Annotated in this window: 17 protein-coding genes; 6 read left to right on the top strand and 11 right to left on the bottom strand. The window is 38.0% G+C overall.

The genetic code is table 11. The features are described 5' to 3' along the window. Nucleotides 1–13: 13 nt before the first annotated feature. Together ES711_RS11095 and ES711_RS11090 are read left to right on the top strand one after the other, a co-directional pair. On the top strand, nt 14–1,321 hold the full coding sequence (locus tag ES711_RS11095) for a hypothetical protein (protein ID WP_146893382.1): 1,308 nt from the start codon (nt 14–16) through the stop codon (nt 1,319–1,321). 107 nt (nt 1,322–1,428) lie between these two features. Beyond that, nucleotides 1,429–2,013 carry a hypothetical protein gene (locus tag ES711_RS11090; protein WP_146893381.1) on the top strand — a complete coding sequence of 195 codons (585 nt, stop codon included), beginning with the start codon at nt 1,429–1,431 and terminating at the stop codon, nt 2,011–2,013. 24 nt (nt 2,014–2,037) lie between these two features. On the opposite strand, the gene ES711_RS11085 is transcribed toward ES711_RS11090, so the two are convergent. Further along, nucleotides 2,038–2,406 carry a DoxX family membrane protein gene (locus ES711_RS11085; RefSeq protein ID WP_146893380.1) on the bottom strand — a complete coding sequence of 123 codons (369 nt, stop codon included), beginning with the start codon at nt 2,404–2,406 and terminating at the stop codon, nt 2,038–2,040. A 111-nt stretch (nt 2,407–2,517) separates the two neighbouring features. On the opposite strand from ES711_RS11085, the gene ES711_RS11080 reads away from it, so the two are divergent. Further along, nucleotides 2,518–3,195, top strand: a complete 678-nt coding sequence (locus ES711_RS11080) for an RNA polymerase sigma factor (protein ID WP_146893379.1) — start codon at nt 2,518–2,520, stop codon at nt 3,193–3,195. Between the two features lie 31 nt (nt 3,196–3,226). On the opposite strand, the gene ES711_RS11075 is transcribed toward ES711_RS11080, so the two are convergent. The 8 genes from ES711_RS11075 to porU all read right to left on the bottom strand — a co-directional run bounded on the left by ES711_RS11075 (nt 3,227) and on the right by porU (nt 14,248). Continuing rightward, a complete protein-coding gene (locus tag ES711_RS11075; RefSeq protein WP_146893378.1) occupies nt 3,227–3,865 on the bottom strand; it encodes an HAD family hydrolase in 639 nt (212 codons plus the stop codon). A gap of 2 nt (nt 3,866–3,867) precedes the next feature. Continuing rightward, nucleotides 3,868–4,551 (bottom strand): SDR family NAD(P)-dependent oxidoreductase, encoded by a 684-nt coding sequence (locus tag ES711_RS11070; protein ID WP_146893377.1) that lies wholly within the window; start codon nt 4,549–4,551, stop codon nt 3,868–3,870. Next, a complete protein-coding gene (locus tag ES711_RS11065; protein WP_146893376.1) occupies nt 4,544–5,542 on the bottom strand; it encodes a M28 family metallopeptidase in 999 nt (332 codons plus the stop codon). Before ES711_RS11065 ends, ES711_RS11070 begins: the two co-directional genes overlap by 8 nt. Nucleotides 5,543–5,657: 115 nt before the next feature. Then, the gene (locus ES711_RS11060) at nt 5,658–7,346 is read right to left on the bottom strand and encodes a pyruvate dehydrogenase complex dihydrolipoamide acetyltransferase (RefSeq protein ID WP_146893375.1); all 1,689 of its coding nucleotides are present in this window, start codon (nt 7,344–7,346) and stop codon (nt 5,658–5,660) included. A gap of 3 nt (nt 7,347–7,349) precedes the next feature. Then, nucleotides 7,350–8,348, bottom strand: coding sequence for a pyruvate dehydrogenase (acetyl-transferring) E1 component subunit alpha (gene pdhA, locus ES711_RS11055; protein ID WP_146893374.1), 999 nt, complete (start codon nt 8,346–8,348; stop codon nt 7,350–7,352). Nucleotides 8,349–8,546: 198 nt separating this feature from the next. Next, nucleotides 8,547–9,029 carry a cytidine deaminase gene (cdd, locus tag ES711_RS11050; protein WP_146893373.1) on the bottom strand — a complete coding sequence of 161 codons (483 nt, stop codon included), beginning with the start codon at nt 9,027–9,029 and terminating at the stop codon, nt 8,547–8,549. 102 nt (nt 9,030–9,131) lie between these two features. Continuing rightward, nucleotides 9,132–10,334 carry a type IX secretion system outer membrane channel protein PorV gene (gene porV / locus ES711_RS11045; RefSeq protein ID WP_146893372.1) on the bottom strand — a complete coding sequence of 401 codons (1,203 nt, stop codon included), beginning with the start codon at nt 10,332–10,334 and terminating at the stop codon, nt 9,132–9,134. Between the two features lie 62 nt (nt 10,335–10,396). Continuing rightward, nucleotides 10,397–14,248 carry a type IX secretion system sortase PorU gene (gene porU, locus ES711_RS11040; RefSeq protein ID WP_146893371.1) on the bottom strand — a complete coding sequence of 1,284 codons (3,852 nt, stop codon included), beginning with the start codon at nt 14,246–14,248 and terminating at the stop codon, nt 10,397–10,399. Between the two features lie 324 nt (nt 14,249–14,572). Between porU and gldJ the strand changes: the two genes are divergently transcribed. The 3 genes from gldJ (at nt 14,573) to ES711_RS11025 (ending at nt 19,138) form a co-directional block, all read left to right on the top strand. Next, complete coding sequence (gene gldJ / locus ES711_RS11035; protein ID WP_211363072.1) at nt 14,573–16,240, top strand: gliding motility lipoprotein GldJ; 1,668 nt, start codon at nt 14,573–14,575, stop codon at nt 16,238–16,240. Between the two features lie 64 nt (nt 16,241–16,304). Further along, complete coding sequence (locus tag ES711_RS11030) at nt 16,305–17,588, top strand: UDP-N-acetylmuramoyl-tripeptide--D-alanyl-D-alanine ligase (RefSeq protein WP_146893369.1); 1,284 nt, start codon at nt 16,305–16,307, stop codon at nt 17,586–17,588. Nucleotides 17,589–17,860: 272 nt separating this feature from the next. Then, a complete protein-coding gene (locus tag ES711_RS11025) occupies nt 17,861–19,138 on the top strand; it encodes a phenylacetate--CoA ligase family protein (RefSeq protein WP_146893368.1) in 1,278 nt (425 codons plus the stop codon). Nucleotides 19,139–19,203: 65 nt separating this feature from the next. On the opposite strand, the gene ES711_RS16280 is transcribed toward ES711_RS11025, so the two are convergent. Together ES711_RS16280 and ES711_RS16275 are read right to left on the bottom strand one after the other, a co-directional pair. Further along, the gene (locus tag ES711_RS16280; RefSeq protein ID WP_170245267.1) at nt 19,204–19,353 is read right to left on the bottom strand and encodes a hypothetical protein; all 150 of its coding nucleotides are present in this window, start codon (nt 19,351–19,353) and stop codon (nt 19,204–19,206) included. Nucleotides 19,354–19,432: 79 nt separating this feature from the next. Beyond that, the coding region (locus tag ES711_RS16275) for a hypothetical protein (RefSeq protein WP_170245266.1) at nt 19,433–20,078 on the bottom strand (646 nt) is incomplete at its 5' end.

Here is a 20,078-nt window from a genome sequence, read left to right as displayed (position 1 = left end):
TAGACCATTTAATATGAGAACACTACTTAAAAACTCAGCAATTGCATTAGTACTTCTTGCAGGAGTTACTACATATGCTCAAAAAGACAATAGAAGTATCGACAATTTTAGAGAGCCAGACAAAAGAGGCATCAATGTATTTGAAGCGCCTAAAGACACCTTAACTACTTTTGAAAATGTCAGAGTAAGAATTGGAGGTTCGTCAACCATACAGTTTCAAGCTTTGGATCACAGCAATTTAAACCCGTCCATTACTGTAGATGGTGTAACGTCAAACCCTTATCAACTGAAGGAAATTGGTTCTAACTTTAACCTAGCAACCGCCAATTTAGATTTAGACGTCGCGTTATACGATGGTGTTAGAATGCACTTGCGTACCTATTTATCATCTCGTCACCATCCAGAGCCTTATGTTAAAGGTGGCTATTTTCAAATTGACAAATTAGAATTCATCAAACCAGGATTCTTAGAAGATGTCATGAAATATACTACAATTAAAATTGGGCATATGGAAAACAACTATGGTGATGCCCACTTCAGAAGAAGTGATAATGCGCAAGCAATCTACAACCCATTCGTAGGAAACCTTATCATGGATGCTTTCACTACAGAAGTTGGAGCTGAATTATTGGTCAGAAAAAATGGATTTATCGGAATGGTCGGAATGGCCAATGGTAAACTGAATCAATCGATCAACAAAACAGGTGATGGTAGTACAGGTGGCGCTTCATTATTAGCAAAACTTGGATATGACAAACAGATTAATTCTGATTTAAGATTCCGTTTAACTGGATCTCTTTACAACACTGGATATGTGCAAAATTCATACCTCTATTCTGCTGACAGAGCTGGTTCACGCTATTATGGTGTCATGATTCCTGCAACAGCAGCAGCTGACAACTTTAGATCAGGACGCTATGACCCAGGATTTAAAAACCAAATTACTGCTTTCATGATCAATCCATTTGTAAAATATAAAGGATTGGAGTTCTTCGGAACAATTGAAACAACTAGCGGTAAAAGCAATGTTGAGTTGGAAGACAGAAAGGCAAACCAATTTTCTGGAGAGCTTGTTTACAGATTTGGTAATGACGAAAACTTTTACATCGGAAGTCGCTATAACAAAGTAGATTCTGAAGACTTAAGTGGAAGTGATGTAGAGATTTCAAGATTCCAAATTGCTGGAGGATGGTTTATGACAAAAAACATTCTAATGAAAGTTGAATATGTTAACCAAAAGTATGATGGTTACAAAGCTAACAGCAACTTTGCCGATGGCAAATTCAACGGACTAATGGCTGAGGCTGTAATTAGTTTCTAATTTCACGAGCATAATTACAATTGACAAACCTCAATTTTTTAGTAGTCCACTAAATCATTGAGGTTTGTTTTTTTATAAATATATTGCCAACGCAAAATTCGAGAACCATGAAAAGATTACTTTATTTGTTACCCCTACTGCTATTGGCTTCCTTTACTAAGTTAGATACAGTAAAGAAAAGCACCAATGTACGCATCACACCTCAAAGTACATTGCACATAAAAGGCACGAGCAATGTAACTGACTTTACCTGTCTTTACAATATTAAAAACCTCAACGAACCCATTCGGATCCATTATGAAAGCGGTGCGGATGTGATCAAATTTGAAAAATCAGTACTTGTTTTAGAAAATAGTGGTTTTGACTGCGGTGGAAAAGGCATCAATAGAGATTTTCACGGGCTCCTAAAATCAGATACGTATCCAGAAATTAAACTCAGTTTAAAACAGGTTAAACTCAATCCTCATAAGTCAAATACTGCTGATGCCTCTATAGAGATTGAAATAGCGGGACAAAAACACCTTTATCACATGGAAACAAAATACCATCAGGATAATGGGTGGCATATTTCTGGCTTACTAAAACTGAACATCAAAGACTTTAGTCTGGTTGCCCCTAAAAAAATGCTGGGTCTTATCGTAGTTTCAGAAGAGATCGAAATTAACTTCAAGTTAGTGGTAAAAGAAGCATAGTCAAAACATTTTACAAGATGATATCTAGGACTTTTTCTCGGTGAGTTTAGCTAGAGAGAAGGCACCTATAGCCATCACAATATCCCTTACTGCAACATCCAAATAATCGCCACTTAGCACTAAGGTTATCGCGATTAGCACTAACCACACAGACACGAGATAGGCACCAAAATGTGTTTTAGTAAACACTAAGATTCCTGCTACAACTTCAATAGCACCCACAATCATCATAAAGACAGACGGCTCAAACGGCAGCATTGCTGTAAGGTTTTCTGAAAGATATTGCGACCAATTAGTCAATATATTGGTGAATTTATCCATTCCTGCCACTATAGGCACGAGTCCAAAAGTGTATTTTAAAAGATTTTTGACGAACTGTACATTTGATTCCATGATAGTGTTGTTTTAAGATTTCTATAATCTTTTGATGCCAATTCGTTAAAAAGGATACAAAAATTTGTAACTTTTAAATGATTTAGCAATCTAAAACAAAATGACGACTCTATGGAAGCGCTACACAACGCCACTAACACCCGTATTCAACTCACTGAAGTTGAGATTATCAAGCGAATTCTTGCCGGTGAAAAAGAACTTTACGAAATCTTGGTGAGACGGAATAATCAAAAGTTGTTTAGGGTGATTAGGAGCTATCTAAAAGATGAAGCGGAAATTGCCGATCTTATGCAGAACAGCTACCTTAAAGCGTTCACAAAATTGTATCAATTTAAATTGGAAGCGACCTTCTCTACCTGGCTGATTCGCATCGGCATAAATGAAGCATTAGCACGGTTAAAGGAAAAAGGGAAAGTGTATCATATAAATGACATTAATGAGTCATTGCATAAGAACAGCATTTTAGAACTGCCAGATTACAAACAATTGAATCCACTGCAAAAAATGATACATTATGAAGCTAAACAACTGTTGGAAAATGCGATTGACCAGTTAGAGACCAAATACAAAGTGGTCTATATCATGCGCGAAATAGAGGGGCTAAGTCTGCAAGAGATTGCAACGGTTTTAGATTTGACCTTGGCGAATGTAAAAGTGCGTTTACACCGTTCTAAAAACATGTTAAAGGACAAACTGTTTGAATTATCCAATGCTACCGAAATCTTTGAATTTGGAAATAGCAAATGTGACCGCATCACTGAATTTGTGATGAAAACAATTTCACTATAGCTTTTATTCAAAAAGGGCATTAAAGTAAGTACTAGTTAATCATATTTAAAAGTTGGGACATGTCATTAAAAGTGGCTGTCGCTCGGCCTTCCAATTCATTATGAACATCAAGCGCCGTATATCCAAAGACATCAAAACCGCCATTAATCGCAGCAGTCACACCGATTAAGCTATCTTCAATGATTAAACAGTCTTCCGGTTGAAATCCCATAGTGTCAGCGGCCCAAAGAAATACTCCCGGATCTGGTTTCCATCGTTTAATGGTAAAGCAACTAAAGATGTTATTATCAAAATGCGGTAGCAAACCTGTCAATTCTAAGTTGAGCCGGATTTTATTCTCAGGGCCACTGGAGGCTACGCAAAAAGGAAGCTGTAACTGTTCTAAAACCTTAGTAATGCCATCTACCGGTTTGATGTTGTTTTTAAACGCTTCAAAACTGCGCACTCTAAAATTAGGTATAAAATTGTCCGGCAGGCGCTCTGCAACCAATTCGGCGATTTGTTCTTGACAGCGTTGTATTGAGGCGCCCTTGAAATTTTTGAGCGCATAGTCTAAGTCAATTTTTGCACCTAACATATTGGCCATCTCGACCATCACCTGGTTGGCAATGGCCTCACTATCCACCAATACCCCATCACAATCAAAAATAACACATTTGTATTTAGACATGCTTACGGCGTAGAATTGGACACTTGTAACAATTTTCCGTTAAAGAACTTTTGCCCTTTTAAGGAGAAATCCACAATGTAATCGGCAATTTCTTCCGGTGTAATCGGTGCTTGATAACCTGGAAAAGCTTCTTCCAACATTTCAGTTTGAACCGCTCCTAAAGCTAGGACGTTAAATGAGATGTCTGACTCCTTATATTCTTCTGCAAGTAGTTCAGTTAAGGTAATTACAGCAGCTTTACTAGAGCTATACGCAGATAGTCCAGGGAACTTCATACTGCCTTGCACGCCACCCATAGAACTCATGGTCACGACATGACTATTTTTAATCATGTAGGGGATTAAAAGTCGCGTCAATTCCGCCATTCCGAACACATTAGTACGGTAGACTTCTTCAAAATCGCTTACCGTCGTTTTTGCAAAAGGCTTATTTAGCACTAATCCGGCATTATTGATGAGCACATCCACATGTTTCCAGTGTTCAGTAATATGTTCTTCCACTCTTAGATAGGCTTCAGCATCGCCCAAATCAAAGCAAAACGCAGTGACGTTTTTTAATTTTAATGCTTTTACCGGACCATCATTTCTGGACAATGCCAAAACTTGGTGGCCTTGCTTGGCAAAAAGTTTGACCAACTCATAACCTATACCTCTACTTGTACCTGTAATAACGATATGCTTACTCATTCATTTTAATTTCTGGGGTTGTTGTATTACTCATGGTTTCTAAGGCAGGAATCAACCTGTTTACCAACTTGGCCATAAACTCATAATCCATTTTATCAGCTTCATCGCCTACTTTATGGTAATGGTCAAAATTAGTGAAATCGAAGGTAGAAATGGCATGCGCAGGCTTGTTAAACGCTTTAAAAAATGAATAATTGTCCGAGCGGTAGAATAATTGAAACTCTTTAGCTTTAGGTAATAATCCTAATAATTTATAACCGACATATGCATTCAGTTTTGGGGCCATGTTAGAAAGATCATATCCAGTAAAATAGGCCAGATAATCTTTATCAACTATGGGGATGCCAATCATTTCAAAATTAATCATGCTATATAAATTAACATCTGCTTCTTTTAAACGTGCGGCCAAATGCTGCGATCCCAACAAACCCATTTCCTCACCAGAATACAGAGTAAAGAGAATGCTACGCTTGTTATTCTTTTTAGTGGCAAAATAACGTGCCATGGCCAAAACTGCGGCTACTCCAGTAGCATCGTCATTGGCACCATTGGCAATCGAATCGCCGTCCACCACTTTCCCTATACCAATATGGTCATAATGGGCACCAAGAATGATCAACTCATCTTTTAAAACAGGGTCACTCCCTTCAATATAGCCTACTACATTGTAAGCGTCCAAGCCTTTGGCTTTGTAAGCATCTCGATAGGACTCAAAATAAGGTTTCACATTATAGGATTTAAAAGCATTTTCAATGTACACCGCCGCTTTCTCAATGCCTTCAGAACCCGTGGCACGCCCTTGTAAGTCATCAGAGGCCAAGTAATAGACCGTTTCCTTGAGTTCTGCGCTGGTAACGAAACTTAAAGTTTCTGAAGTAGAGGATTGCTCCACCACGGCTAAATCTTTCTCTCCCGATTCAGAAGGTTCTTGAAGTTTGCTTTTACAGGAAACACTGATTAAAAGAAGGGTAATTAGGAGACTGTTTTTCATGGGTGTATTTTTATTTTGAATTGAAAGATAAAAAAAATCCTGCTTCTTAAACAGAAACAGGATTTTACTTTTATTATTGTAACGCCCATGGTTACCCTTGGGAGTTTATTTATAATTATACCAACATAGTCACTGGATTTTCAATAAACCCTTTTAAGGTTTGAAGAAACTCAGCTCCAGTCGCACCATCCACTGTTCTATGGTCACATGCCAAAGAAAGTTTCATGGTATGTCCGGCAACCACTTGTCCGTTCTTTACGACCGGTTTTTCAAGTATTGCGCCTACAGATAATATGGCTGAATTAGGTTGGTTGATGATGGAAGTAAAACTTTCAATACCAAACATTCCTAAGTTAGACACGGTAAACGTGCTACCTTCCATTTCTTGGGGCGTCAATTTTTTATTTCTTGAGCGTTTTGCAAAATCTCTGACTGCTGCGCCAATTTGAGGTAAGCTTTGCTCATTAGCAAATTTAACCACTGGCACTACCAATCCGTCTTCAACAGCCACTGCAACACCAATGTGTACATGATTATTTAAACGCATTTTATCCGCAAACCACTGCGAATTCACTTGTGGATGCAATTTGAGTGCTAAGGCACATGCCTTAACAATCATATCATTATAAGATATTTTAGTGTCAGGAATTGTGTTGAATTGCTCTCTAAAGGCTATGGCATTAGCCATATCAAACTCTACATTTAAATAGTAATGAGGCGCTGTAAATTTAGACTCAGCCAGACGCTTCGCAATAATTTTACGCATTTGCGAATTTGGTTTTTCCTCAAAATCTTCCTGACCCGCTGGCACAAACTTGGCAGCACTTGCAGGTGAGCTAGCTCCAGGTGAATAATTTTCGATATCGCGCTTAACCACACGACCATTCTCTCCCGAACCTTTAACTTCCGATAAATTGATGCCTTTCTCTTCCGCCATTCTTCTTGCTAGAGGAGACACAAAAACACGGCTCGAATCTGATGTTGTCGTAGACGCTGCAACAGGTGCGTCTTTCTTTTCTTCCTTTACTGGTGCTTTTGGAGCTTCTTTTTTCTCAGCTTCCGAAGATTCTTTTTTAGGAGCCTCTTCTTTCTTCTCTGATCCTGTCGCACTGTAATTTTTAGCAATGGCTTTACCATCTGTTCCTTCTGGGCCAATGATCGCTAATAAAGAATCCACTTTGGCAGTTTCGCCTTCTTGTAAGCCTATATAAAGTAGAGTTCCAGATTGGAACGATTCAAACTCCATAGTAGCTTTGTCTGTTTCAATCTCAGCAAGAATATCACCTTCTTCAACAGTATCACCTTCTTTTTTAAGCCAAGTTGCTACTGTACCTTCTTCCATGGTATCACTCAAACGAGGCATGGTTACGACTGTAACACCTTCAGGTAATTCACCTGAAGCCGCTTTGGTTTCGGAAGCATCAGCATCTTCTTTTTTAGAGTCATCGTTAGAATCCTCTTCTGTCTCTGAATCCCTCGTTTCGGCGTCGTCAGTTGTTTTATCTTCCGTAGCTGATTCTTTTGCATCAGAAGCGCCTCCATCAATTAAGGCTGAAATATCTTCGCCGTCTTCGCCAATAATAGCTAGCAGCTCATCAACTTTTGTGGTTTCACCTTCCTTAATGCCAATATATAATAATGTCCCTTCGTGAAAAGATTCAAACTCCATGGTGGCCTTATCGGTTTCTATTTCAGCCAATATATCACCTTCTTCAATCTTGTCTCCCACTTTCTTTAACCACGTTGCCACAGTTCCTTCTTCCATGGTATCACTCAAACGGGGCATATTTATTACTGTTGCCATAGCTTATATTTTGTGTTGTATAAATGGATAATCTTCTTGCTCGTAAACCGCATCGTACATAACGCTCTTTTCAGGATAAGGAGATTCGTCAGCAAACTTTTCACATTCTGCAACGCGTTCTTTGACACGTTTGTCAATTTTTTTAAGGTCTTCTGTCGTAGCGTACTCTTCTTCAAGAATAATTTCCTTTACTTGGGTAATTGGATCTATTTTTTGGTATTCCGCCACCTCATCTTTGGTTCTGTAATGTTGGGCATCACTCATAGAGTGTCCTCTGTAGCGGTACGTTTTTAGTTCTAAAAATGTAGGACCGTCGCCACGTCTTGCGCGTTGAATAGCCTCATCAAAAGCTTCTGCAACTTTTACAGGATTCATACCGTCTACTGGTCCACAGGGCATTTCATATCCTAAACCAAGTTTCCAAATATCAGTGTGGTTGGCGGAACGGGCTACCGAAGTTCCCATGGCGTAACCATTGTTTTCACAAACGAAGACCACTGGTAATTTCCATAACATAGCTAAGTTAAAAGCTTCATGTAAGGAACCTTGACGCGCTGCACCATCACCAAAACAGCAAAGGGTAACCGCATCAATCCCGTGATATTTATCGCCAAAAGCTATCCCAGCACCTAAAGGAATTTGACCTCCTACAATCCCATGACCCCCGTAAAAACGGTGTTCTTTAGAAAAAATATGCATTGAACCACCCAAACCTTGAGATGTTCCCGTAGCCTTACCGAATAACTCGGCCATTACCCGCTTAGGATCTACGCCCATACCAATTGGTTGCACGTGGTTGCGGTAGGCCGTAATCATTTTATCTTTGGTCAGGTCCATTGCGTGTAAAGCGCCCGCTAAAATAGCTTCCTGTCCGTTGTACAAGTGAAGAAAACCTCTTACTTTTTGTTGAATATACACTGCAGCAAGTTTGTCTTCAAACTTTCTCCAGAACAACATGTCTTCATACCATTTAAGGTAAACTTCTTTTGTTATTTTTTGCATTCGAAATAATTTCTAAAAAATTAAATACATTCTTAAGTTTAGATATCTGAAAGTCCCACGATATGCGAGATTCATTCAATGCACAGTTTTCAGATCGTTCTTAAACGTCTAAATTTTGTTCATCACTAAACGATTAACAAAAGTAACACTTTAAGCAGTAATGAAAAAACTGAAAATCGTAAAATTTATACGAAAACGTTATAGAAAGGATTTATCAAACACTAAAGGTAAAAGATTTGCTAAGGAATGTGATTTTACAACCTTGCCGGTCTCTCCCATAAAATATAATTCGATGGGCGTTTCTTGTTTTACCTCGTATTCGGCAATCGATTGACGACAGGCGCCACACGGTGGAATTGGTACATCGGTAACTTTAGTTTTTGACCCAGCAATAATGGCCATTTTGAGCATTTTTGCCTTTGGATATTTGGCACCCGCATAAAAGATTGCGGTGCGTTCAGCACACAATCCTGATGGATAGGAGGCGTTCTCCTGATTACTTCCCGGTACAATTTCATTATTGTCGAGTAAAATGGCTGCTCCCACGCTAAAATTGGAGTAGGGTGAATAGGAATTATCACGCGCATCCATGGCGTGTTTCATCAGTGATTTAATTTCTGCTGGAAGCTCATCTAAACTATCGTAAACATGGAGTAGGGATTCAATCTTAATTTCCTTCATAGGGCATATATCTATTCTTAAAAATACGTCACTTTTTTAGACAAAAAAACTATTGCTTTCAATAACAATAGTTTTTATATAATCGCAAGGCAATGGTCGGTCTTAATATTCTTTATAGGCACCGTCTCCAAAGTTGAAGGTCAACGAAAAACGCAAGGTGTTTTCCAAAGGACTTTGAACCTTGGAAGTGGAGAATAAATAAGACATATCAATATTAATTGTAGTGTATTTAAAACCAGCGCCCAAAGCAAAAAACTTACGCGCCCCTTTATCATCACTTTCATTAAAATAACCAGTTCTAAAAGCAAAAGAGTCCTGATATTTATATTCAGCACCTAAAGCCCAAGTAAATTCTTTCATTTCTTCACTAAAGCCGTTTGGAGCATCTCCAAAGGACTGGAATACGCCCGATAAGAAACCGACATCTTGGGATTTTCCTTTTACAATATAGGTTGGCTCCTGGTCAACTTGCTGACCTGGTTCTCCATTGGTCTCATCATAGCCATAAAGTGGTGGCGTAGGCACCAATAATTTAGTAACCTCAGCAGTCAAGGCCAGTGTGTTGTATTGATCAAATATAAAATCGAAACCTCCACCAAGTCTTAAGTTAGTTGGCAGGAAATTATCACGACCACCGTCATCATATTTAATTTTAGGACCTAAGTTTTGAATGGAAAACCCTAAGCGGGTTCTCCCGTTAAAATCGCCATACGCCTCTTCTTCCCCTTGATAGTATCCTGAAATATCCACAGCGACTGAACTGCCGGGATTTGCAGAATTATCTAAAGCCTGAATTTTTAAATCAGATCGCAAATAGCGTAAGCCTACAGCCATGGAGTATTTATTGGATAATCTTAAGGCATAGGATGCATCAATGGTCATTTCATTTGGTTTCGCAATCAGAGCTTCAGAAAATTCGTCTTGAACCAGTTCAATTTCACCTAAGCTAAAATATTTAAAACTCACGGCAAAGGCACTTCGTTCATTAATACGATTAAAATAGGTCACATTCCCCAAGAAAATATCGTTTACCAATTTGCTTAAGTAAGGTGTATAACTCACACCAATTCCTGATTTTGATTCAGAAAACGCATATTTGGATTGGTTCCACTGCTGAGAAAATGCATCTACTGAGGTAGCCACTCCAATATCTCCCATACCGGCAGCTCTTGCATCTGCAGCAATCAATAAAAAGGGGACCGCCGTGGTAATTACTGACGATTGATTTTCAAATATGACCGTTTCTTGAGCGGAAGCAAAATTAAAAACAGACAAAGTAATGAGGGAAAGTACGATTTTTTTCATATGATCTTGAGTCTCAAAACAAGCACTCGCGTACCTGCGTATTTAACAAATATAAATTATTATTATAATATCACAAGTTTTTCAATTTTCTCTACTTGCTTATTCAATTGACTAGAGCGCACTTTAAGTTTATAAATATAAACGCCTTTACCTATTTTGTCTCCAAAATCATCGCGCCCATCCCAAACTATATCTCGAGATAAAGAGGAAACCCCTTCATTACAACATCCATCGGAATTTGTTTGACTGTTCAGGGTTTTAACCAACTTACCTGAAACAGTGAATATTTGTATAGAAACGTCTAAAGGTTGTGAACTATTGTGGTTAAACCAAAATTCTGTGTAATTAATGAACGGATTAGGATAATTTAATACGTTTTCAATCTTTAACTCTTGATCTTTATCATGAACAACGAACTGAATTTCAGAACTACTCGAATTGTTATAGACATCCCAGGCTTTAAGGGTTAAGGTATGCAAACCGGGTTTCAGATCGCGGAAGCCATAAGACACTTCTCCTGTGGTATAATCATCAACATTGGCTTTATAATAATCATTAAGCACAAATGGATTAGTCTCATCACCATCAATAATTGCGATGATATCATGCCCAATACCACTTGCTGTATTGATGCCATTGCTGTCCTCCAATTTGGCCAAAAGTGTTGGTGCTTCATTGGTGATACCTCCAGAAACGAAATTTTCATCATTCATGTAGAGTTTTACCATTGGCCCAGTATTATCTAGGGTGGCATTTCTGTTGATACCTCCTACCAGGATATCAAAATTTGCGCCAGCCTGGTCTTTTAAGGGGGTTTCAGTTTGGGCGTAAAAACTTACCTTCCCTTTTCCCACAGGCACCCCAATGTCACGCGGCACCACAAATTCAAAATTAAATATACCATTGGTAACGGTGGCCTGACCAATGAACAACTTTTCGCCTAAAGTGGTAAAGTCCATTTTGATTGGCTTTCCGTTTTGAATCACATTATTATTGCCTAGTGTTTGACGTTGAATTTCTTTATCAAAAACAGTAGCAGTCAATACCCCATTGTAACCAGACATCAGAGTCCCTGAAGGATCTGTAATTTGTCCTGACAATTTTACTTTGCTCAAAGCCTTTAAAGTATCATTTGTTTGCCCCAGAAGTTTATCATTAATTTTAGTCAGTTGGATATTAGGTTGGGCAAAAGCGAGTTTCATTGCCGGATCGCCAATAAAAAACACTAAGCGCCTTTGCTGAATTCCAGACAGTGCTGGGTCATTTTTAGTGAGCCGTAAAGCTTCTGCCATTGATGTTTGATTGGTCGTATTAAAGAGATAGTCCTCTAATTTTACATTAAATGCGACGCCAACATTTACAAAAATTTGTCGTGTTGTTGTGATCAGACCAATGGCGCCTCCTTTAGTATTCCAATAGGTATACTCTCCGGCTGTAGGACGAAACGGGTTGTCAAATCGCGTGTATTCACAGGTTACCGTTACAAAACAATGGAACTTGCAGGTATTGTTAATTTCTTGCGAATCGTTTTTATCAAAAATGCGTTCTGAAGCTAAGCCATCTTCACCGCCATGCCCAAAATAGTTCACCACCAAAGCGCCTACTTCAAGCGCATCTTTTAGAGATTTGTTTACCTCGGGATAACGTTCTCCGCTAGCGGACGCTTCCTGCTGGTAAGCGTCAGAGTGAATCTTAACCACATTTAAAAACGGCTTTTCGACCGCAATGCTATTAGCAATTGCATCTGTAGTTTCCTGAAGTATGCTTTCCCAGGCCACATCGACATCATCAGACAGGACGACGACGTTATTTCTCCAGGGCCCATATGAAATCTCTTTGTAATATAAGTCTATCTTATCCACCATTTCCTTGGCGCGTTGGGGTGTTTCTGCCAAAATGCGCCCAACAGCAACATCCAATTTATTGGAAGTACTCATATCGCCTTCATTCTCATCCATCATTCCGAAAAAATCATCAGACACATAGGCATTGGTAAGACTAAAACTATTTAAAGAATGCCACGAGGGTACAATGTTCGTATTGTTGGGGATGCGATCTTTATAATCAAAAGAAGCATCCCCAAAAAGACAGACATATTTTAGACGTTTTTCTAACCCACTTGCATTGTGATACACGTAACGGACCAAGTTTCGAATAGCACCTACATCTTGATTTCCCGAACTGAACTCCGTATAAATCTCATTTAAGGTGACCACCTTTACATTCAGATTATTTTGATCTCTATTAATCTGGGCAAGACGCTCAGCCTGGGATCTAAGATTGTCCGGACTAATAATTAGATAATCTACATCTTTAAACTGACCCTGATCATCCTTTAAGATACGCCCTTTTAAATTTTGGTTATCTACCGTAGTTTTACTGTCACGCAATGGCTCGTAATAATCAGCAGGCGATACGGCGAGATAAGTTTTGGCCAAACCAGATTCAGATTTAAAATTAAAAACCGAAGCTCCATCTGTGTTTAAAGCGCTAGCTACGTTATACTTATCCGTAATTTCCCACACTTCCGATACGGCGGAAGCATTGGATAAATTATAAGCTACAATCCCTGGAGTGTTTGACACCACTTTATTTTTAAACATAAACTGCTTGCCTGTAAAGGTTAAAGCCCGCGTCGCCTCAATGGCGATATAATCTAAATACCCATGAGCTGTGGGGTTTCCGGAGTTATTGTAGGTTAGCGTGACGTTAACCTCAGGAGAATTTAAAGTCACATTCGCATTAAAAGACTTGCCGTCCGCCAGAACAGGCATCCCAATGGAGGCAAAATTAAGATTGGAAACGACTTCATCATTAATCTTTATTTCCATGGAGGTGGGCACATCTGAGGTTGATGCTGCGTGTACTTTAACATAAGCCGCTTCAGAAAGAATAAGATTTGGAAAACTAAATTTAAATTGCTTTTGGTGTTCCACATCAAACCGGTCACCAAACCAACGTCGTCCAACCCTGACAATGTTGTAGGCATCGACTTCGTGAAATTGGTAATCCTGAAATGTATCTATAATATAGGTCGCCGCTGCCTCGGGTTGGGCGATGGATGCCTTCCGTTTTCCCAAACCTCCACCAAAAGTGATATAGTAATAACTCTTATCCGTAAAGACGTTATGATGAGTATTACTATCTGCATTAAAACCCGTCGGTCCTTCCGCGTAAAACAGGATATAATCCTTGTTGTGAAATTCGCCGTCCTCTTCGCCCACAATTTTTATAGCATTTTCTGTCAAATCAAACGGATAGGGTTCAGAATTGGGTAGTGGCAACATGGCGCCACCGTTGCCATAAATTTTTATGGTTCGCGGATCTAGACCATTGGTTTGTATGCCCAAATTATTTAAAAAACTTTTGGAGAGTTTAAACACGCCAGATTTATCCACATAGAATCGGAACCAACTGCCCGAACTTAACACCGAATTTTTAAGTGTGTAGTCATTACCTAGAGGCTCTTTACCTCTATTAGAACCGGTGGTGAAATTTATGGTAAACGAGATGATTTTTTTATAAGTTTCCTTATCCTTAATAATAGGAGACAGTTCGAGATATGCGAAAGTCTCTCCACGGGCTGTGATATTTTTAAATTCCAGACTTGGAGTCGTAGGAATTGACTCCAATGGAACAGCGTTTAATTCGTCCCTAGTAATATTCGCATAGGTTACGTTTGTCAGAGTAACAGTATTAGGGTTGATGGTACCTTCTGACGCCCATTGTGCAAAGTAGGTGAGACCTGAATTCAGTTCAAAACTGAAATGTTCCTGATTAAATGACGGCACTGAAATTTTAGAATAGGCAGTTTCTAAGACCTGCTCACCCTGCCATTGGATATTAAATTGCTTCTCTTGCGCATAACCCAAACCTACAATTAAAACAAAAATAAAGCGAAAGGTCAATTTCATTATGAGGTGAATTCGTTCTCAAAAACTAAGCATAATTTGTCGCTTTTCCTATCAAATGCTATGGTACAAAAGCAATCCTTAAAAACATTTGGCACTTATTGTTACCATACCGTCTTAATTTTTATTCAAAATTACAACAATATTTGTTTTAGGATGACGTTAATGAACTACGAAATATATCGATAAAATGATCAAAAATCCGATGTTGTGTACAAAAAAAGGGATGAAATGCAGCTTTCTTTTTTGTATTTCATAAAAACAGTTGATAATTTCTCTTAAATTACTATATTGCGTCACAAAATTTAATTAGCTTACTTAAAAAGTATGGAAATGAAAAACATCATTAATATAAGGATAGTGTTTGCCCTAGTGCTTTCTTTAACAATGGTCGGGTGTAAAAAATCTTCATCAAACGAGTCCAGAGCAACGGGCTGGAAAATAAATGATAAGAATGGAGGCTTCCAGTATAACACCAATTTCAAAGAACAAGCCACATCCCCAGGCCTCGTTTTTGTTGAAGGTGGAACTTTTACGATGGGTAAAGTGCAAGATGATCCTATGCACGATTGGAACAACTCCCCTAGCCAACTTCACGTGCAATCGTTTTACATGGATGAAACTGAAGTTACCAACAAAATGTATTTGGAGTACTTAGATTATCTAAAACGTGTCTACCCTCCAGAGGACCCGAACTATCGCTTAATCTATAACAGTGCTTTACCAGATACTTTAGTATGGAGAAATCGTCTTGGCTATAGCGAGATGATGACAGAAAACTATTTACGTCACCCGGGTTATGGAGAATATCCTGTAGTTGGTGTAAGTTGGATTCAAGCTGTTGAATTTGCAAAATGGAGAACAGACAGAGTGAACGAACTTTATTTGGAAGAAGCTGGTTATTTAAAGAAAGACGCGCGTTTAAATGATGTGAGTGCAGATGCTAATTTCAATACAGATACTTACATTAATAGCCCTAGTGCTACTTATGGTGGCAACGCCGAAGTCCTTGAAGGAGGAAAAAAGAAACAACAAACAGATGCTGAAGGTAATCCTATCAATATTTATGCTAAAAGAGAATCAGGGGTTGTCTCTCCAGAGTATCGCTTACCTTCTGAAGCTGAATGGGAATATGCGGCACTTGGCTTGAGTGAATTAAGAAACTACAATACCATTCGTGGTAGAAAGAAATACCCATGGAGTGGTCAATACACACGTTCTGGCAAAAGAAAATCTAGAGGAGATCAATTAGCCAACTTTAAACAAGGAAAAGGTGATTACGGCGGAATTGCAGGCTGGTCAGATGATGGGGCAGACATTACCAATGCTGTAAAATCTTATGCTCCTAACGATTTTGGAATATATGATATGGCAGGTAACGTTGCAGAATGGGTGGCTGATGTCTACAGACCAATTGTTGACGATGAATTTAACGACTTTAACTATTACCGTGGTAATGTTTATACTAAAAATGCCATTAATGAAGATGGTACTGTAAAAGTACTTACAACTCAAGATATTGTTTATGACACCTTGAGTAGTGGGCAAATAGTTCCTAGAAACTTACCAGGTGAAATTTTACAAGTCCCTATTACTTCAGACGATTCTTACTTAAGAACAAATTTTGATGTTAGTGATAACAGAAACTTTAGAGATGGCGACAAGAGGTCATCGCGTTACTATAACGACAATTTTGATGAAGGTGAAGCCGGCATTGGAACTAAACAAATGTACAACTCTCCTACCCACAATGTAGCAGCAGATTCAAGCGGACAATTGATCAGATCTTACGACAAATCTAATGACAGAACGTCTTTGGTAAATGATAATGTAAGAGTTTATAAAGGTGGATCTTGGAAAGATAGAGCTTACTGGCTCGATCCTGCACAACGTCGTTATTTCCCACAGGACATGGCAACGGACTACATCGGTTTTAGATGTGCAATGTCTAGAGTTGGATCTAAATCTCAAAGAAACAACAAATCAAGAAACTAATATTTAGTGATTAACTATTAAAAGTCCTGACCTTGTGTTAGGACTTTTTTGTTACTTTTATTTTATGATAATAGAAACTCTTTATGCCCATTTTTTAGAATGCACTTCCGCATGTACAGACACCCGAAAGCTTGAAAAAGACTGCCTTTTTTTTGCACTCAAGGGAGACCATTATAATGGCAATAAATTCGCCTCCCAAGCATTAGATTCGGGCGCTAAATACTGTGTAGTTGATGAAGCGGAAGTCGCTATAGACGAGCGCTACATTGTGGTAGACAATGTTTTAGAAACCTTACAACAACTCGCAACCCATCATAGAAAGACATTAAATGTGCCTATTCTTGCCCTTACCGGTAGCAACGGTAAAACGACCACCAAAGAACTGATTAAAGCGGTCCTTTCCAAAACCAATGTGACTACCGCAACACAAGGAAACTTAAACAACCACATAGGTGTCCCGCTTACCTTATTACAGATAAATGAACATACAGACATAGGCATTGTTGAAATGGGCGCAAATCACCCCAAAGAGATTGCCTTGCTCTGTCAGATTGCCCAACCTGATTATGGATTGATCACCAATTTTGGAAAAGCTCATTTAGAAGGTTTTGGCAGTTTGGAAGGCGTTATTAAAGCAAAATCTGAATTATACGATTACCTAAAGGCCCATCATAAGGTTATTTTTGTTAACGAGAATGACCCGATTCAAGTACAACAAACTTCAGGATATGAGCAGGTGCATAAATTCGGGTTGCCCACATCGTCGGACACTCGTCTAAAACTCGTAAAATCACAACCGTGTGTAAGCCTAACGTACAATAACAGAACGGTTAACAGTCAACTTGCTGGCACTTATAATTTCAATAACATGGCTGTGGCTATTGCGGTAGGCTCTTATTTTAAAGTAAATCGTGAGGCCATAATCAACGCAATTGAAAAATATACGCCAACCAATAATCGGTCACAAATTTTAAAGCAGGGCAACAATACCATTATTATGGATGCCTACAATGCTAATCCTACAAGCATGCTGGCTGCCTTGGAAAATTTTAAACAATTGCAACAAGGTAAAAAGCATCTTTTTTTGGGAGACATGTTCGAGTTGGGACAAACTGCGGCCAATGAACATCAGTTTATCGTGGACTATCTGGAGCAACACGATTTAGGTCAGGTCTATTTGGTAGGAGAAAATTTTTATAATACCACTGTTACTTCAAAATGGATTCAAAAATTTCAAACAGTTGAGGCATTAAAATTCTATCTGAACACCACTCGTGTGGAACATTCATTTCTATTGATTAAAGGTTCGAGAGGTATGGCCTTAGAGCGGATTTTAGATATGTTATAGCCCCTGTTTAATGCTTGTCGAGCACCCTACCCAGTGTGTTGTGTCAAAATAACATATAATATAAAATACTGTGATTTAAAGGTGAAAAATTTTGTTTATTTTAATTAAGAAATAAAAAAATAATTTTACATTTAAGGATATGGTTTAACCTGGAAATTCAGAGCAACTTTTTTGAATAGGATCTCTACAAATGATTTGTTTGTTTACTGATTATTGAAAAAAAAAAAGATGCGGTATGCCGCATATTGTGGGTTAATCGTCAACTAAGAGCAATGAATAATACAGGTGTTTTATTTCATATCAAGGATTTTTTAGGGGGATTAAAAATCAGTAAACATCATAAAGACATAAAAACTCATTATGACTTAAAGACAGAAGCACATTTATCTGCTTTAAGCAAGTTACTTCGTCACGCCAGTACGAATGTCCCCTACTATCAACATATGGATAGTACGTCTCTAGATCATTTTCCGGTAATAAATAAGTTGACAATTAAATCAAACTTTAAGGCATTTACTGCAACGAATTTTGAAGTTAAAGATCTACTGAAAATGACAACTTCTGGATCCACAGGCACTCCTTTTTCTGTGTATCAGGATAAAAACAAAAAAGCTAGAAACTATGCAGACACTCTCTATTTTGGAAAATTAGGCGGCTATAATTTAGGAAATAGACTGCTGTATTTCAGAATATGGATAAAGGAAAAGATGCAAGCCCCCTGGCTTTATCAGTTACAGCATATTTCCACCATTGATGTTCAAAATCTAAAAGATCTCGAAATCAAAAAGTTAATAGAAGATTGTAAAAAATACGCGCAACAAACACATACTGTTTTGGGCTATGTCTCCGCCTTAGAAAACATTGTGAGATATTGTAAAAAAAATAAGATTGATAATTTTCCATGTCACTTTTCTGGGGTGATTACGATGTCTGAAGGCTTATCTAGGGAAACTCGGCTTAAACTGAAAGAATTATTCAAGTGCCCAGTGGTGTCGAGATATAGTAATATTGAAAATGGGATTATCGCTCAGCAGGAAAAAGATTCTGATTATTTTTTAGTCAATACAGCGAGTTATAAAATTGAAATATTCCATCCTGAAAGAGATGAACTCTTAGAAGACGGTCTTCTCGGTCGTATTGTATTGACCGATCTTTATAATTATGCGATGCCGTTTATAAGATACGATACTGGGGACATGGGAGTTAAAGAAATTACAAATGGAATTACTTACTTAAAAACAGTAGAAGGCCGAAAATTAGATTTACTCTTTGATACTTCTGGGGACTTGATCACCTCATATCTTATTGGTAGAAACATGTGGAATTATTTAGAAATAGAACAATATCAATTGATTCAAGTAGATGAGAAATCTTATGAATTTAAAATAAATTGCCCAACTGGATTTAAAAGAGAAGCCCAGTTAGTGGATGAATTCAAATCCTATTTGGGACAGGATGCTGATTTTAAAGTTATATACGTTGAAGGTATACCATTATTGAGTTCCGGAAAGCATAGAAAAACGGTTAATTTATACCGACATAGTATTTAATAAACTAGGAATAAATTTTCAATAGTATTACCGCAATTTATATCATATCTGAGCGGGATATGAGCTCACTTATCAGCCTTTGCTTTTTTTATAATTGCCTTTAATTTTTCCTTACGAACCGCCTGTGCTTCTTTCTTCTTGTTCATTTTTCTATCCAGCAATTTAGTGTGCTTTGCTTTATTATTCCCGTTTTTCTGACCCTTTGGCTTTGGCATATATGTGTTTTTTAGAAATTTTCTAATGTAAAGGTTAATTTAATACTACAAAAGTGATGCATTCCTCATTTCTGGTATATCAGCTGTTGATACAAACAAATTTCACTTCTGTAAATGTAAACAAATAGTGTGAATAGCTTATTTTATCTTTTTTGTTTACAGAAATGCTCAAGCTGAAAAGCTTGGCATTTTTTATTTTAAGCGAAAATGGATTAACCTTGTTGATCCAGATCAGTACCACTATTGCAAATGAAATCCCAAAGTGCAAAAATGCACTCTTGTATTTTTTGTTCCCAGAAATGATCAAGCTGAAAAAGCTTGGCATTTTTAGTTTTAAGTGATATGGATTAACCTTGTTGATCCAGATCAGTACCACTACTGCAAATGAAATCCCAAAGTGCAAAAATGCACTTTTGTATTTTTTGTTCCCAGAAATGCGCAAGCTTAAAAAGCTTGGCATTTTTAGTTTTAAGTGATATGGATTAACTTTGTTGATCCAGATCAGTACCGCTACTGCAAATGAAATCCCAAAGTGCAAAAATGCACTTTTGTATTTTTTGTTCCCAGAAATGCGCAAGCTGAAAAAGCTTGGCATTTTTAGTTTTAAGTGATATGGATTAACTTTGTTGATCCAGATCAGTACCGCTACTGCAAATGAAATCCCAAAGTGCAAAAATGCACTTTTGTATTTTTTGTTCCCAGAAATGCGCAAGCTGAAAAAGCTT

The organism is Gelidibacter salicanalis, assembly GCF_007997285.1.
In the GTDB taxonomy this organism is placed as follows: Bacteria; Bacteroidota; Bacteroidia; order Flavobacteriales; family Flavobacteriaceae; genus Gelidibacter; species Gelidibacter salicanalis.
This window is presented reverse-complemented; position numbering and strand designations above follow the sequence as displayed.